General features: G+C 68.6%; 12 protein-coding genes and 1 pseudogene. 5 read left to right on the plus strand and 8 right to left on the minus strand.

The window, feature by feature from the left end; translation table 11 throughout:
- Positions 1-126: 126 nt before the first annotated feature.
- Positions 127-1,641, minus strand: a complete 1,515-nt coding sequence (locus FNV62_RS07050; protein WP_143651897.1) for an ISL3 family transposase — start codon at positions 1,639-1,641, stop codon at positions 127-129.
- 170 nt (positions 1,642-1,811) lie between these two features.
- Here FNV62_RS07050 and FNV62_RS07055 point away from each other — a divergent pair, with 170 nt between their 5' ends.
- The 3 genes from FNV62_RS07055 (at position 1,812) to FNV62_RS07065 (ending at position 6,159) form a co-directional block, all read left to right on the plus strand.
- Positions 1,812-3,113, plus strand: coding sequence for an IS256 family transposase (locus tag FNV62_RS07055; RefSeq protein WP_225900190.1), 1,302 nt, complete (start codon positions 1,812-1,814; stop codon positions 3,111-3,113).
- 654 nt (positions 3,114-3,767) lie between these two features.
- A complete protein-coding gene (locus FNV62_RS07060; RefSeq protein WP_144314858.1) occupies positions 3,768-5,198 on the plus strand; it encodes a selenium-binding protein SBP56-related protein in 1,431 nt (476 codons plus the stop codon).
- 193 nt (positions 5,199-5,391) lie between these two features.
- The gene (locus FNV62_RS07065; protein WP_144314859.1) at positions 5,392-6,159 is read left to right on the plus strand and encodes a hypothetical protein; all 768 of its coding nucleotides are present in this window, start codon (positions 5,392-5,394) and stop codon (positions 6,157-6,159) included.
- A gap of 143 nt (positions 6,160-6,302) precedes the next feature.
- On the opposite strand, the gene FNV62_RS07070 is transcribed toward FNV62_RS07065, so the two are convergent.
- The 5 genes from FNV62_RS07070 to FNV62_RS07090 all read right to left on the minus strand — a co-directional run bounded on the left by FNV62_RS07070 (position 6,303) and on the right by FNV62_RS07090 (position 9,220).
- Entirely contained in the window at positions 6,303-6,461 is a 159-nt protein-coding gene (locus FNV62_RS07070) for a hypothetical protein (RefSeq protein WP_164331383.1), read from the minus strand.
- 46 nt (positions 6,462-6,507) lie between these two features.
- A complete protein-coding gene (locus tag FNV62_RS07075) occupies positions 6,508-6,774 on the minus strand; it encodes a hypothetical protein (RefSeq protein ID WP_205523134.1) in 267 nt (88 codons plus the stop codon).
- Positions 6,775-6,869: 95 nt separating this feature from the next.
- Complete coding sequence (locus FNV62_RS07080) at positions 6,870-7,058, minus strand: hypothetical protein (RefSeq protein WP_143612555.1); 189 nt, start codon at positions 7,056-7,058, stop codon at positions 6,870-6,872.
- 5 nt (positions 7,059-7,063) lie between these two features.
- Positions 7,064-7,639: a DUF5994 family protein gene (locus tag FNV62_RS07085; RefSeq protein WP_143612556.1), complete on the minus strand. Its 576-nt coding sequence runs from the start codon at positions 7,637-7,639 to the stop codon at positions 7,064-7,066.
- 339 nt (positions 7,640-7,978) lie between these two features.
- Positions 7,979-9,220, minus strand: coding sequence for a PP2C family protein-serine/threonine phosphatase (locus tag FNV62_RS07090; protein WP_143600346.1), 1,242 nt, complete (start codon positions 9,218-9,220; stop codon positions 7,979-7,981).
- A gap of 498 nt (positions 9,221-9,718) precedes the next feature.
- On the opposite strand from FNV62_RS07090, the gene FNV62_RS07095 reads away from it, so the two are divergent.
- Together FNV62_RS07095 and FNV62_RS57500 are read left to right on the plus strand one after the other, a co-directional pair.
- Positions 9,719-10,240 (plus strand): GNAT family N-acetyltransferase, encoded by a 522-nt coding sequence (locus tag FNV62_RS07095; protein WP_144314861.1) that lies wholly within the window; start codon positions 9,719-9,721, stop codon positions 10,238-10,240.
- A gap of 1,210 nt (positions 10,241-11,450) precedes the next feature.
- The gene (locus FNV62_RS57500; protein WP_318658500.1) at positions 11,451-11,825 is read left to right on the plus strand and encodes a reverse transcriptase domain-containing protein; all 375 of its coding nucleotides are present in this window, start codon (positions 11,451-11,453) and stop codon (positions 11,823-11,825) included.
- Positions 11,826-12,326: 501 nt separating this feature from the next.
- Here FNV62_RS57500 and FNV62_RS55505 read toward each other — a convergent pair.
- Positions 12,327-13,541 (minus strand): annotated as a pseudogene (locus tag FNV62_RS55505) (recombinase family protein); the annotation flags it as partial.
- Positions 13,542-13,580: 39 nt separating this feature from the next.
- Complete coding sequence (locus FNV62_RS07110; RefSeq protein ID WP_101408544.1) at positions 13,581-13,928, minus strand: ribbon-helix-helix protein, CopG family; 348 nt, start codon at positions 13,926-13,928, stop codon at positions 13,581-13,583.
- Positions 13,929-14,003 lie beyond the last annotated feature (75 nt).

Below are 14,003 nucleotides of genomic sequence, written 5' to 3' on the forward strand. Positions count from 1 at the left end.
CCGCCAGGACCGCAACTGTGCTTCTTCCTGGTCGTTGCTCACCGTACGGCTGCGTGGGGCGGGACTGTCCTGAAGTTGGCTCTGACTTGATTTTCGTAGCGGGTGATCGTCCCGTTGACCCGAAGATCAGTTGAGCAGGATGCGCTGGCGGAGGAGGGCGAAGCCGGCTCGTCCGTAGGTCTGGCGCTTGAGGAGCTTGGTCTTGTTGTTGATGCCCTCGGTGGCTCCGTTGCTGTAGGGCAGGTCGAGACCGGCTTGAACGGCGTCTTGGTCCTTCTGAAGGCCGCGGACGAAGGCGTGCAGGGCGGGGAGGTCGTCGCCGTTCACGGCCTCGATCCATTCGGCCAGGGCCGCGTGCCCGGTGGTGGGATGTTCGTGGTGGGCCAGTAGCTTGGCGAAAGCGGTGACGTGGCTGGTCAAGGCGGTCATCTCGGGGCAGACGGCGGTGAGTTTGTCGCGGTGGGTCCCCGGCTCATCGGCCAGGTGGTCGGGGTCGGTCATGATCCAGGAGGTGAGGCGGCGGACGGACGGGTCGGCCAAAGACTCCTCGGCCCGGCCCTGTTCGAGGTAGCGGACTAGCAGGTTCGGGCTGCCGGTGTAGCCCAGTACGCGGATCTCCGCGAGGAGGGTGGTGGTGGCCACCGGACCGGCCGCGCGGCGAGTCCGCAGGTGGTCGCGGTAGGGATCGACCAGGCAGCGCCGGTACTGAGGGGGCCGGATCAGCTGCGCGGGGTCACCGACGCGGGCGTACCGTTTGACGGTGTTCAGCGCGAGGCCCAGGCGTCGGCCGGTCTCGCACAGACTCACCCCGGTCTCGAGTGAGGCGTGCACGGCGGCATGGGTCTGCAGGACACGCGCGTTGCGCGACCCGGGCGTCGCCTCGGGGGGCACCGCGCGCCAGCACGCGGCGTGCGCGGCCACCGTCTTCTCCACCGCGGCGGCGAGGTTGTGCCACAGGTGCCATCGGTCGCTGACCTGCACCGCGTCGGGGGCTCCCTGACGGATGCCCTCGGCGTAGCCGGCCGAGCCGTCCCGGCATACGACCTCCACCCCGGGGTGTGCACGCAGCCAGGCGGTCAGCGTCTCGGCGGTGCGGTCGGCCAGTACGTCGACGCGGGCGTGGGTGATCACGTCGATCAGGACGGTGGCGTAGCGGTGACCGCGCCGTAGCGCGAAATCATCGACTCCCAGCACCTGCGGAACCGGCAGGACGGGGAGCGGAAGTGCCATCAGCATGGTCAGCAACGTGCTGCAACTGACCAGTTGATGCAGGTGAGGCAGTAATCGGACGGCGGTCTTGCCGACGAGCGCCGCCGCGACAGCACTCAGCAGTTGCTGCAGGGCAGGGGTGCGTCGCTGGTAGCGCACGGTCAGTCCATCGACCTGCTCCACGAACGTGGTCTTCGAACACCCGGGGTTCTCGCAGTACAGGCGGCGGACCGAGAGGTCGACCGTGACCGGCCGGCCCCCGACCGCCTCGTCAGCGACATGCCGTTCGTACCGGCTGTGCACCCAGTCCGATAACCAGCCACAGCCCGAACACGCCACCGCGACACCGTCCCGGGTCCGGGCCATAATCTGGATCAGATCCCCGCCAGCCTGCACTTCCCGTACCTGCACCGCGGCCAGCTGCGGCAGCAGGACCTCCAACTCGAGGGCATACACCCACCAGTCTGCGCCCAGGGCAGGGAGAACCACGACGGGTTCGATCACCCGCTACGAAAATCAAGTCAGAGCCCTGAAGTTTGTGTGTCTGGCCTGGTGTGACCCGAGTTGGCATGAGATGGGTTCTCTGCCGGGAAGGATCACAGATGGGCAGCAAGGACGAACCAGGCCCCGTTGAGAGCGAGCACCAGGTGCGGACGGGGGCGGAGTTGGCGCGGATCGCTGAGAAGAACCGGGACTTGGCCGAGGAGTTGGTGGAACGGGCCCGACGGGACGGGCTCCAGTTGGTGGGCGAGAGCGGTCTGCTCACCGGGCTGGTGAAGCTGGTCCTGGAGGGTGCGCTGGAGGCCGAGATGGCCGAGCACCTGGGCTACGAGAAAGGAGACCCGGCCGGCGCGGGGCCGGGCAACCACCGCAACGGCACCAGCCGCAAGACCGTGCCCTCCCAGGCGGGGCCGGTGACCATCGACATCCCCCGCGACCGCGCGGGATCGTTCACGCCACAGATCGTGCCCAAGCACGCCCGCCGCGTCGAGGGCTTCACCGAGACCATCGTCTCCCTGTACGCGAAGGGCCTGACCACCGGGGAGATCCAGGCCCACCTCGCGGAGGTCTACGACGTGGAGGTCTCCCGCGACCTGGTCTCCCGCGCCACTGCCCAGGTCGCCCAGGACCTGTCCGCCTGGCGCACCCGGCCGCTGGACCGCGTCTACGCGGTGCTGCTGATCGACTGCATCTACATCAAGATCCGCGACGGCGCGGTCGCGAACAAGCCGGTCTACATCGCGGTCGGCATCAACCTCGACGGGGACCGCGACGTGCTCGGGATGTGGGTCGGCACCGGCGGCGAGGGCGCCAAGCAGTGGATGACCTGGCTGACCGAACTACGCAACCGCGGCGTGGGGGACGTCCTGATCGCCTGCTGCGACGGCCTCAAGGGGCTGCCGGAGTCGATCAACGACGTGTGGCCCCAGACCGACGTCCAGCTCTGCGTGGTCCACCTCGTGCGCACCAGCCTGCGCTACTCGGCCAAACAGCACTGGGCCGCCATCGCCCGCCAGCTTCGCGAGGTCTACACGGCCAAGACCGCCGACGAGGCCGAGCAGCGCTTCGCCCGCTTCGAAGAGGAGTGGGGCCAGCGCTACCCCGCGGTGATCGACACCTGGCGCCGCAACTGGGAACACGTGATCGTCTTCATGCGCTTCCCGGCCCCGATCCGCCGCGTCGTCTACACCACCAACATGATCGAGTCCCTCAACTCCCGCTTCCGGCAAGCAACGCGGCGGCGCGGCCACTTCCCCGACGACGACGCGGCATTGAAGGTGCTCTACCTGGTCATCCGCAACCCGATCAAGAACCGGGCCAACGTCACCGGCAAGACACCCGCCTGGAAGCAGGCCATCAACAGCCTCGCCAGCTACTACGGGGACCGCGTCACCAACCACTGACAGGAATCATCCACACCAGGCCGCACACAAAGATCCAGACACTCCCAGTGAAGGCAGCTGTTCACGGGTTTGGGAGGCGCCCAGATCAACGACGGGGTGATGTTCACGATTTTTGAAGGCGCTGGGGTTCTTGCCAGGGGAGCATCGGGATGCTCCTGGTGAAAGATCCTGGTCACGCAGATCTCGAAGGCCGAGCTGCACGCGGCGATCCGACGTGATCGCCGTGGCGGCACGAAGATGCGGGAGCTCGAGCGTCGGTGATCGACGGGATACTGCGGACGGACCTCGACGCGCCCCGCAAGCAGCGGCGCACGATCACCGGATCTTCCACCGGCTTGTCACTGCCGGGCCCGCCAGGTCCTGTCTGGTCTATCAGGCCGGATCAGCGAGCGGCATCTGACACGGTCAACTGGCAAGGCGGCCGGAAGGCCCGTGTCCGCTCGGCGCCGTCGCTATCGGGCATGCCGGAAGCGAGCCGCGCGTTGAGGCGGTCCGCGCCCCCGCGCTGTCGGCTTGGCAGGGCTCCGGGACTGTGAAACGCTCGTTTTATGGCATATCTGTCCTGCGTCGGGACATCGATCTCGAACGGTTGAGTCCGGCTGTCTCTCGGAAGTCCCCCGGATCCAGACTCCCGTTCGGGAGTAAGGAACAGCCATGAGGACGACTGAGCGCGCTCACGACCGCGACGACCACAGTGACCCCACCTTGTACCGCACTCCGGCGGATGCCGTCGCCGCGCCCCCGGAGAAACTCGCCTATGTCGTCGGTTTTGACCCGGCCGCACAGCGGGCGGACGCGTTGTTCACCGTCGGCACCGATCCCGAATCCGCCGAATACGGCCGCGTGATCTCCCGCGCCGACCTGCCTGGCCTGGGCAACGAACTGCACCACTTCGGCTGGAACGCCTGCTCGAGCGCGCTGGCCCATGCCGGTCATCATCACGCTGCGCGGCGCTACCTCATCATCCCGGGACTGCGCTCCTCCCGGCTGCACATCTTCGACACCGGCCCCGATCCCGCCCGCCCGCGCCTGGTCAAGGTGGTCGAGTCCGAGGAGTTGGCCGACAAGGCCGAATATTCGCGTCCGCACACACTCCACTGCGGTCCCGACGGGGTGTTCCTGTCCTGCCTGGGCGGCGCGGACGGTGCGGACGGGCCTGGCGGCGTCGCGCTGCTGGACCACGAAAGCTTCGAAGTGCTGCGCGCCTGGGAGAGTGACCGCGGACCGCAGCGGTTCGCCTACGACCTCTGGTGGCATTTGCGCCAGAACATCGCCGTGACCAGCGAGTGGGGCACCCCCTCGATGTACGAGGACGGCCTCGTCCCCGAACTGCTGCTGGATCGCCAGTACGGCCACTCGCTGCACTTCTGGGAGCTGGACTCCGGTCGGCACCTGCAGCGCGTCGATCTGGGGGACGAGAACCAGATGGTGCTGGAGCTGCGTCCCGCGCACGACCCCGAGGCAACGTGGGGGTTCGCACACGCCGTGGTCAACGTCGAGGACCTGTCGGCGTCGGTGTGGCTGTGGAACCGGGAGGGCGAGGACTTCGTGGTCCGCAAGGTGATCACCATCTCTGCCGAGCCCGCGCAAGCGGAGGACCTGCCTCCGGCGCTGCAGCCGTTCGGCGCCGTTCCCCCACTTATCACCGACATCGACCTGTCGGTGGACGACCAATGGCTGTACGTATCCACATGGGGAACCGGCGATCTGCACCAGTACGACGTGAGCGACCCGTTCCATCCGAGGCAGACCGCGTCCGTGCGTCTTGGCGGCATCGCCAGCCGACAGCCGCATCCCGCCGAGCCGGACACTCCGCTGACCGGCGGAGCGCAGATGGTCGAGCTCAGCCGCGATGGGCGGCGCGTGTACCTGACGAACTCCTTGTACAGCGCCTGGGACGCGCAGTTCTATCCCGCGGGCATCGACCCGTGGATGGTCAAACTCGACGCCGACACCTCGCACGGCGGGCTCTCCGTCGACAGCCGCTTCTACCCGCACGGCCCGGACTTCCTGGGCTTGCGCGTGCACCAGACGCGCCTGCAAGGCGGCGACGCCTCCTCGGATTCGTACTGCTACCGCAGCTGACCGCTTGTGCTCCGCGAGGGCCTGCTGAAGGTCGTGTTGTTCCGACTCGGCTCGGGGGCCGCTAGATGCGGAGTGCGCCGAGGATTTGGCGGCACATATCGGCGCAGCGGCGGGTCGCATCCGAGCACATCCGACGGAGCCGGTTCGCCCGGGCACTGCACACGTAAGCCCGCCACCTTCGGAGGGAGGGGACATGTCCTCCGTGCTCTACGCAGCAGGCGCGCACACTGACGACGCAACCGGGTGGCAGCTGCCCTCCACCGAAACGCTGGTGGCCGTGGTGCTGGTGGCTGTGGCCACTGTGGTGGGCGCCTGGCTAACACGGCGCGGATCCGGCCGGTCGGCGCTTCTGCTGGCCGCCGCGTCAGGGATATTGCTGATCATGGCGGTTCTCGATCTTCTGCCCGACGCGTGGGACGAGGCCCATGAGGCCGGCGTGCCGCTGTGGGCGGTGCCGGTCACCGCGCTCGCCTCGTACGGGGTGATGGGTGCCGTGGTCCGTATCGGCTGCCCGTGCAGGCCAGGTCGTGCGGGCGGCGTCGGCGCGGCATCAGGGCTCGCTCTGCACCGCTTCTTGGAGGGGGCGACCCTGGCGCTGACCGCCTCGGTCGCCGTGGTGGCGGCGCTCCTCGTGCACGCGGCCAGCGAGGGCCTGGCGCTGGCCGCTCTGCTGGGGGTGCAACCGAGGCGGCGTGTGGCTCCGTGGATCGGGCTGGCCTGCTTGAGCCTGGTCGCGGGAGCCTTCGTGGCGAGCGCTTTGCCCATTCCGGACGGCATCATGCCGCTGCTGCTCGCCTTCGTTGGCGGCGTACTCGCGCAGGCGGCGTGGGTGGCGCTCGCACTCGCCCATCAGCAGCGGCCCGTGGACCGGCGAGTTCTCGGGGTCCCGGCTGTGATGGCGATGACTCTCGCGGCCGTCCTCACCGCGCTCTTTGTCTTTGTCGGGACAGTCAACCGCTGAACGCGACCTGTCACACGAGGGCCATGAAGGTCGCGGGAACCGGCGGGCGCGGCCGTGCGACTCTCTGCCTTCGGCCCGCGAGGTGCGGAGACCGGCATGGAGGCAGAGCACACGGCCACGCAGACCTGTCGTCCCCAACGTCCTCACTGGATGCAGGCGGCGGCCAGGTCCTGTTCCGGTACGTGGAGGTCGCGCCGCAGCTGTGCCCCGGTGATGCCGAGGAGGCGGTTGCCTTCGACGGCTTCGTACAGGACCCGGAGCACCTGTTCGCGGTAGGTCTTGCGTTCCCGCAGTGTGGCCATGACCGCGTCCTCTCGTGTGCGGGGGTGGGCTCCGGGCCCGGGGCTCTCAGATCTCGTCGCAGTGGGCGCCCGCGCCGGCAGGGGTCCGGCTGGCGGCCAGCCAGGAGCGGGCGGGGCCGGCGGCTGCTGCCGTGTCCACGGTGAGGTGGAGGCGAGTGTCGCCGTCGGGGCCGGGATAGCTGCGCTGTTCCGCTGCGGCGAAGCAGTGACGAAGCGCTTCCGCGACCGCGCGGGCGGCTTCGGGCGTGTGCGCGATAATCCGGACCTCGGCCTGCCCGAGCGACGGCAGTATCTGGGTCTCGATGCACTTCACGTGGGCGTGTTCCCTTTCGGAGTGGGCGGGAAGCCGACGGGCGGGGGCGCCATGGCGCCCCGCCCGCTGCCCCCGGTCGGAGGAAGGTCTGTTCCTCACCGGTCGGCATCCGTGCGGAGGGCTCGACGACTGGTGTCGTCCGGCAGGCCGGGAGGTCTCGGCAGGGGGTCGCTGAAGTGGTAGGCCGCGATCCGCGCGTCGTGCTGGGCGTTCAGCAGGTGGATCCAGTACATTCCGATGCCGGTTGCCAGGATGATCAGCGCGACGAGGACGATGGTCTCCATGTCGCTCACCTCCAGGTGCTTGCGGGCAGAGGGAGGGCGCATCGTCTCATCGGGTACCCGAAGGGGGACATGCAGGCCCCGCCTTCGCCCTCCCAGGTGGCTTCCCGGCGCGCGGCGTCGCGGATGCCGCGCCTGATGGTGGCTTCGTTGGCCATCAGGACGCCGGCGGTGAGGACGCTGCCGGGGATCGCGGCGGCGGCCATCAGGCGGGCCGCGGCGGCGGGCTCGGTCTCGGGCGGGATGACGAGGAGGTCCCAGCGCCCCACGGTGTAGGAGAGCAGGATCAGCTTGTCGGGGTCCTGTTCGGTGAACCAGGCCACGTGCAGCGTGCGCCCGTCCACGGGCACCGTGTGGGGGATGACCGGCCAGCGGGTGGGGTTCACGGTGACGCGGGTGATGCGCCCCCAGGGTTCCTCCAGGGCGGCGGCGAGCGGTGGGAGCTCGGCTGCAAGGTCGCGGGAGTAGGGCCACCAGGCCCCGTCCAGCTGGCCGGCGAGGGTGGTCTTCGGGGTGAGGGACAAGCGTGCCGGGAGCTCTGCGGCGAGGTCGCGGGGCGCGGTCCGGTCGAGGGTCGTGGTCATGAGGCGGACCTGCCCCCGGACTGCCCGTCGGCAGTCCGGTTTTTAGGCGATCGCCGGAAATGACACCCGCATGAAAGCGGGTGCGCGAAGTACTTCCGGTGCTTTCACTGTACGCCTGTTCGATGGGCAATGACCGGTGTGACCAGGTATTTTCCTGCGGAGGCGCTGTGGCGAGCGGCGGTGCGGGCGGCGGGAGCACCGTGAAACGACGGCGGGCTCGCGTACGTCGTCGGAGACGTTCGCGGAGATCGATCTCCTCGGCGGTGAGCGGGTCTTCTGGCCAGGCGGGTAGCGGGGGCTCCGTGTCGTGGGCTCCGCAATCGTGGTGCGGCTTTCGACTCAGTCCAGGGCGGCGAGGTGATCGGCGGCGCCCCCGCGCCACTCCATCAGGAAGAGGGTCGCGTCGTCGGTGGTCGTGCCGCCCCGTTCCTCCATCAGGGCGTGGGAGAGGGCGCGCACCACCGCACGCACTCGTTTCTCTGTGTGCTCGATGCGGTTGATCCAGTGGACGAGTTGTTCCTCGCCGAACTGCTCTTCGCCGGCTTCGTGCTCCTCGATGAGGCCGTCGGTGAAGCACAGCACCCGGTCGCCGCGGTGGAGGGTCTGCTCGCTGATCCGGGGCTGTTCACCGCCGAAGCCGACCGGCAGGGTGGTCGGGCTCTCCAGTTGCTGGACGACCTCGTGGTGACGGATCAGCAGCGGTGCGGGATGGCCCGCGTTGACCCATTGCAGATGGCCCGTTGCGATATCCAGGCGCATCATCTGCGCGGTGACGAAGTGCTCGGGCCCGAACTGCCCGGCGATGGCCTGGTCCATGAACGCGTAGATCTCAGCCAGTCCGATGTCGGCGCGTCTGGCGTGCCGGTAGGCGCCGATGGCGACGGTCGCCATGGTGGCGGCGTCCAGGCCGTGGCCCATCGCGTCGATCACTGCCAGATGCAGGATGTCGTCATTGAGGGCGTAGTCGAAGCTGTCGCCGGCGACCTTGTAGGCGGGCTCGAGGATTCCGGCCACCTCGACCTGCGGGACGGACATGGCCAGCGGGGGCAGCAGGGACCACTGGATCTCCGCGGCCAGGCTCATCGGCTCGCGGCGCCGGGCCTGGAAGAACCGGTCGGTGTAGCTGTGCTTGGTGACCAGCGTGTCGGCGACCAGGCCGGCGAGCCTGCGCAGCAGTCGCCGGTCGTCATCATCGGCGGTGTCCAGGGTGAGGGCCATCACGCCCACCTGGTCGCTGCCGTCCAGCAACGGCAGGTACATCCGGACACCGTCGGCCTGTGGCACCTCCACAGGCGTCGCGGACAGGAAGGCCGTGCCGGCGTGGGAGTCACCGATCGGCTCGGGCTCGCCGACGGTCAGCCGCCTACCCGGCAGCGGCACCAGCACCCGCTGGCCGTAGTCCTGCAGGAGGATCGAGACGTCGCGGCCGCCGACCCTCGCCACCTCTTCCGCGACCAGCGGGGCGATCAGCTGCGGCGGCATCTCGTGCGCCCGGTCCAGCAGCACCCCCAGCAGCCGCTCACCGAACCCTTCAGACCGGTCCACCATGGCCTTGTCAGGCCACCGCTCGCTGTCCGCCATGGCCGCCTCCTTCACTCCACCAGAGCCGATTTCGCCTGCTGGATGGGTGTTCCGGGGGGCCGTTTACGGGGCGGCACAGTGTTCGGCCTCGGGGACTTGGAGCTGGCCCCGCTCACCTTGCACCGCAGAGCCGACGCCCGCCCCGACACGCTCGGGTCCACCCGGCCCTCACGGCAGATCCGCTCGAAGACCCACTCATCGGTACACACGGGCTCCTGACACGACCGTGATCAACCCGCACAGAGTGACGTGGCCGACCAGCCTGAAGAGCCCATTACGCCAAAAGCGGCATGTCGTACCAGGTCGGGACGGGTGGCTCTCAACTGTGTGGCTTTGTTCGCCAGTTTGACAGCACTTGTTCAGCGCTTCGGGAGGCGCACAAGCCAGGTCATGTTCGATGTTCACGAGGAGTGACAGCACGCCGCCGCGGGACAGGTCGGCGCCACGCGCGGGTCCGAGGCAGGAGAAATGCATTGCTGTGCCCTCGCGTCGGTCGGCATGCTCATGGCTGTGATCACTGCACACGACTCCACCGATGCCACCGTCGTCATGCCCGTCAGCGTGCGCGACCTACTGCCCCGAGACCTGCCCGCATGCACCTGGTCGGGCTCGGCCACCCACCTGCGCCAAGTAGAGCGAGAGTTGGCGCGCGCTGTGGCCGGCGAGGTGGACTACCTGGCTGTATGCACCCCGGTGGACCTGCCGGTGGCGATCGGCGGCATCGACTACCAGGTTCGCGCGGATGCCGGAACCTTGTGGCAGCTCGCCGTGCTCCCGGCACTCCAGTCCCGCGGCCTGGGAACGCTGTTGATCCGAGCCGCCGAACAGAGGATCAGGAACCGCGGCCTGCGCAGGGCCGAACTCGCCGTGGAGGAGGACAGCCCTCGGGCCCGCGCCCTGTACGAGCGCTTGGGCTACGTCGCGTACGGCCGCGGGCCGGATGCCTGGGACGAGGAAGGTCCCGACGGGTTGATCCGTCGCCACGAGACGATGTGCGTTCTCATGCGAAGGGACCTGTGAGCCCCGCCCCGGTGGTAGATGCCTGAGGGAGCAGACGGGCGGCCAGTTGCCCTCCTTCGGGCGCCAGTCAGTGCCCGAGCCCCGGTGCAGGTGCTGCCGAAACTCGTGAACGTTCGATTCGCACCTCGTCGCCGCCACCCAAAGCGGCGAGCAAGCGCTGTCCGTTCTCGGGTTCTGGCTCAGGTTTTGTTTGCGCCGGGAGGCGCTGTTGGTTCGAGTGGAGGTGAAAGACCGTGCGCCACGAGGCGCTGTGATCCGCGTGCGGGTGTGAGACCCGCACCGTCGTCCCGTCGCAGCGGGACGACAGAAGCAGGGGGTAGCTGGGTCCGGCGAGTCGGCCGGGTCTGGTGGAGAGCAGCCCCGACAACGACGGGACGCACCGGAACTACCGGACGGCGCGGGTCCGGCAAGCGAGACGGGAAGGTGGACGCGAGGAACCAGCGGTGTAAAGCCCCTCAAGACCTCCGCCAGCTCAAACCCGGTGGATCTGGGCTGGATCGCGGTGCGCACTGCCCGTATGGGCAGGAACTCCTGGATCGGATTGATCTTGCCGGTCGGGAGGCCACGGAGAAGGACTGCGGCGTAACCGTGGCGATGCCGCAGGGGCAAAGCTGGCCGCCTCACCCGACGAGCGGATCACAGTGAACGTGGGAACCACCTCGAAGCTTTCGTCTCAGTGCACTCTCCAGGTGCGATGGGGCGGGAAGGCGCGACGTCCGCCGACGGCCCGAGGTGGGGCGGAGGGCTGGTAGTAGTCCGGGGGCGGGAAAGCCGTCCACATGGCGAAGCAGCCCAGCGGATTCAGGTAGTTGAGGAACTGCAATGGACGGAGACGCTGGTGAATACCGGTGATCTGTGGCCCGACCCCGATGGGGCCTGGCTGCGGGTACGACGGATGCAGACCAAGCTGCACCAATGGGCGGTCGATGATCCCGACCGCAGGTTCGATGATCTCTACAACCTTGTCCATCACCCTGACTTCCTCACCGTCGCGTGGGAGAGGGTGAGGGGCAACAAGGGCGCGCGCACCGCCGGCGTGGACCGGGTCATCCCGGCCTTCATCGCCGACGACGCCGACATCGTGGCCTTCTTGAAGAACACGCGGGAGCAGTTGAGGGCCCGCACGTTCACCCCTCTGCCGGTGCGGGAGCGCATGATCCCCAAGCCGGGCAGCGGGGGAAAGCTCAGGAGACTGGGGATTCCCACCGCGATGGACAGGCTCGTGCAAGCCGCGCTCGTGCTGGTCCTGGAGCCGATCTTCGAGGCGTCCTTCAAGCCGGTCAGCTACGGCTTTCGCCCCGAACGACGAGCCCATGACGCGATCGCTGAGGTGCACCACTTCGGCACCAAGGGCTACCACTGGGTGTTGGATGCGGACATCGAAGCGTGCTTCGACAACATCGCACACTCCGCTCTCCTTGAGCGGATGCGCCGACGAGTCGGAGACAAGCGGGTTCTCGCCCTGGTCCAGGCGTTTCTGAAGGCGGGCATCATGTCCGCCGATGGCGAGACCAGGGACACCAACACCGGCACACCCCAAGGCGGCATCCTCACGCCCCCAACGCAATGGGTAACTCGGGCATGAGTCACCCTCCGTAGCGTCTCGATCTTGATGTCGGTCGTCGGGGGCATGTTCACGGACGGGGATGCGGTGCCGGATGGTGATCTTCTCGGGGCCGACGAGGACGTCCTTGACGAGGAGCCGCAGGACGCGCTGGCGCTCGGGGATCTCGGCTGTCTGGGCGTTGTCGCGGAGCTGGGCGAGGAAGCCTTCGAGGTCGTCGGCAAGCTTGAGGTAGGCATCACGGTCGGCGAGCTGGGCGTCCAGCGCGTCGAGTTGGCCGCGCAGGTTGCTCTCCCGGGCCCGCAGGCCGGGCATCCGGGCCCGCAGTTCATCGATGGTGACCAGCTGTTCCTGGAACGCTTCGATCATGCGGGTGATCGCTGCCGTGGCCTTGGCCAGGGCCAGTTCGAGTCGGCTGCGCTGGCGGGTGGCGGGGTCGCTGGTGCGGGCGCGGTCCAGCCGCTTGTCGATCTCGGACCGGATCAGGTGCGGGTCGGCGATCATGCCGATGATGTGGTCCCAGACGAGGGTGTCGAGGTAGTCGGCGCGGACGGGCTTGTTGGTGCAGACCCGGCCTCCCTCGTAACGGTAGTCGTCGGAGCCCAGGCACCGGTAGTAGTAGATCTTCTTGCCTGAGGTGGTGGTGGTCGAGGTGCGGTAGTAGCCGTATCCGCAGTTCACGCAGGCCGACAGGCCCTGGAGCAGGGAGGGGACCTTGCTGTTGCGCGAGGCGAAGCGCTTGTTGTCGGCGAGTCGCTGGGCGGCGCGTTCGAAGGTGGCCGGGCTGACGAGCGCGGGGACGGGGATGGTGATCCACTCCTCGCGGGGCCGGTCCTCGTACTTGACAGCGCGTGGGGTGGTGCGGCCCTCCAGCCTCGCGCGGCGGTTCAGCCCCGGGGACTCGTGGACGGTCCGGGTCTTGCCGAAGGCGGCCTGACCTTGGTAGACGGGGTTGCGGAGCATGCCCCAGACCACGCTTCGGTCCCAGCGGGTCTTCCCGGTGCGGGTGGGGGTGCTGCTGCTGGTGAGCCAGCGGGTCAGGTCCGCGATGGAGGCTCCGTCGTCGGTGTAGCGGCGGAACAGCTCCACCACCAGCGCCGCTTCGGACTCGACGATCTCGTAAGTGGCCCCGCATTCAGGGGTTTTGCGCAGGTATCGGTAGCCGAACGGGGCGCCGCCCAGCACGTTGATGGACCCCGAGCGGGCCCGGTAGGTCTTCCCCCGCCGGTAGCGCTCCATCAGCTGGGCTTTCTCGTACTCGGCGAACATGCCCTGGAACTGGACCATCAGCTGGTCCTCGGGAGTGTCGCCGCGCGGGCCCCGTACGAACTCCACCCGGGTGCCGGCGCGGGCGAACTCCTCGATCAGCAGGGCCTGGTAGGCGAACTTGCGGGCCAGGCGGTCGGGTGCATAACACAGCACCACATCAACGCCGACCTGGGCGACAAGATCTCGCAGCCGCTCCAGCGCGGGCCGCACCAACGTCGCCCCGGAGTGCCCCTCGTCCTCGAACACCCACTCCTCGGGCAGCTCAAGATGCTGTCCGGCGGCGTGTGCCCGCAGGGCCGCGGTCTGCGAGCCGATCGTCTGGTCTTTCTTCTGCCGGGCGGACGACACCCGGGCGTAGATCGCCGCGCTGGTCATCGGCTCCTCCTGCCTGATCGGGGCCGGCCCGCACTCGGGCCTGGCGCTGCGGCACCAACACCGCGTAGGCCGCGGACAAGTCCGCCGCCGCATGACGGTCGAAGACCGCCTCCACCTCCACCCGCCGGCCGGTCACCTGCGAGGCCGGCCCTCCGGGGCACCCCGTTCAAGGAACTCGGCCAGGGCCTGGGCCACCACCGCGGAGATCGCCCGGTCACTCTCGTGGGCACGGCTGCGAATCCGTCCTGCCAGAGATTCCGGCAGCTTGACGGTGAACACCACGCTCGACTCGGGGACTTCGACTCGGCCAGCAGCCATGGCCTGCTCCAGATACCGGCGTGCCTGACGCACCGACACCCCGTACCTACTCGCCAACGTGCGAGCGGCTGCGGCCGCGGGCACCCCCGCCCCGGCCAGATCCGCGGCGGCGTTGACCCGCCGGGCGTACTCGACGCTATCGACACGATCACCACGCACCATGTCACAAACCTACTACCCATTGTGACGACCCTTACCCTCCGTGCGAGGGAGGAGTTCCAAGCGCCGGTAGCCGAT

It is taken from the genome of Streptomyces sp. RLB3-17 (assembly GCF_007113425.2).
GTDB classification, from domain to species: domain Bacteria; phylum Actinomycetota; class Actinomycetes; order Streptomycetales; family Streptomycetaceae; genus Streptomyces; species Streptomyces mirabilis_D.

What these genes read in the sequence shown, in the direction of transcription:
- FNV62_RS07060 (WP_144314858.1), top strand. Translation starts at nt 3,768, where the DNA reads ATGAGGACGACTGAGCGCGCTCACGACCGCGACGACCACAGTGACCCC.
- FNV62_RS07090 (WP_143600346.1), bottom strand. Translation starts at nt 9,220, where the DNA reads ATGGCGGACAGCGAGCGGTGGCCTGACAAGGCCATGGTGGACCGGTCT.
- FNV62_RS07070 (WP_164331383.1), bottom strand. Translation starts at nt 6,461, where the DNA reads ATGGCCACACTGCGGGAACGCAAGACCTACCGCGAACAGGTGCTCCGG.
- FNV62_RS57500 (WP_318658500.1), top strand. Translation starts at nt 11,451, where the DNA reads ATGGACAGGCTCGTGCAAGCCGCGCTCGTGCTGGTCCTGGAGCCGATC.
- FNV62_RS07080 (WP_143612555.1), bottom strand. Translation starts at nt 7,058, where the DNA reads ATGGAGACCATCGTCCTCGTCGCGCTGATCATCCTGGCAACCGGCATC.
- FNV62_RS07085 (WP_143612556.1), bottom strand. Translation starts at nt 7,639, where the DNA reads ATGACCACGACCCTCGACCGGACCGCGCCCCGCGACCTCGCCGCAGAG.
- FNV62_RS07065 (WP_144314859.1), top strand. Translation starts at nt 5,392, where the DNA reads ATGTCCTCCGTGCTCTACGCAGCAGGCGCGCACACTGACGACGCAACC.
- FNV62_RS07055 (WP_225900190.1), top strand. Translation starts at nt 1,812, where the DNA reads ATGGGCAGCAAGGACGAACCAGGCCCCGTTGAGAGCGAGCACCAGGTG.
- FNV62_RS07095 (WP_144314861.1), top strand. Translation starts at nt 9,719, where the DNA reads ATGCTCATGGCTGTGATCACTGCACACGACTCCACCGATGCCACCGTC.
- FNV62_RS07110 (WP_101408544.1), bottom strand. Translation starts at nt 13,928, where the DNA reads ATGGTGCGTGGTGATCGTGTCGATAGCGTCGAGTACGCCCGGCGGGTC.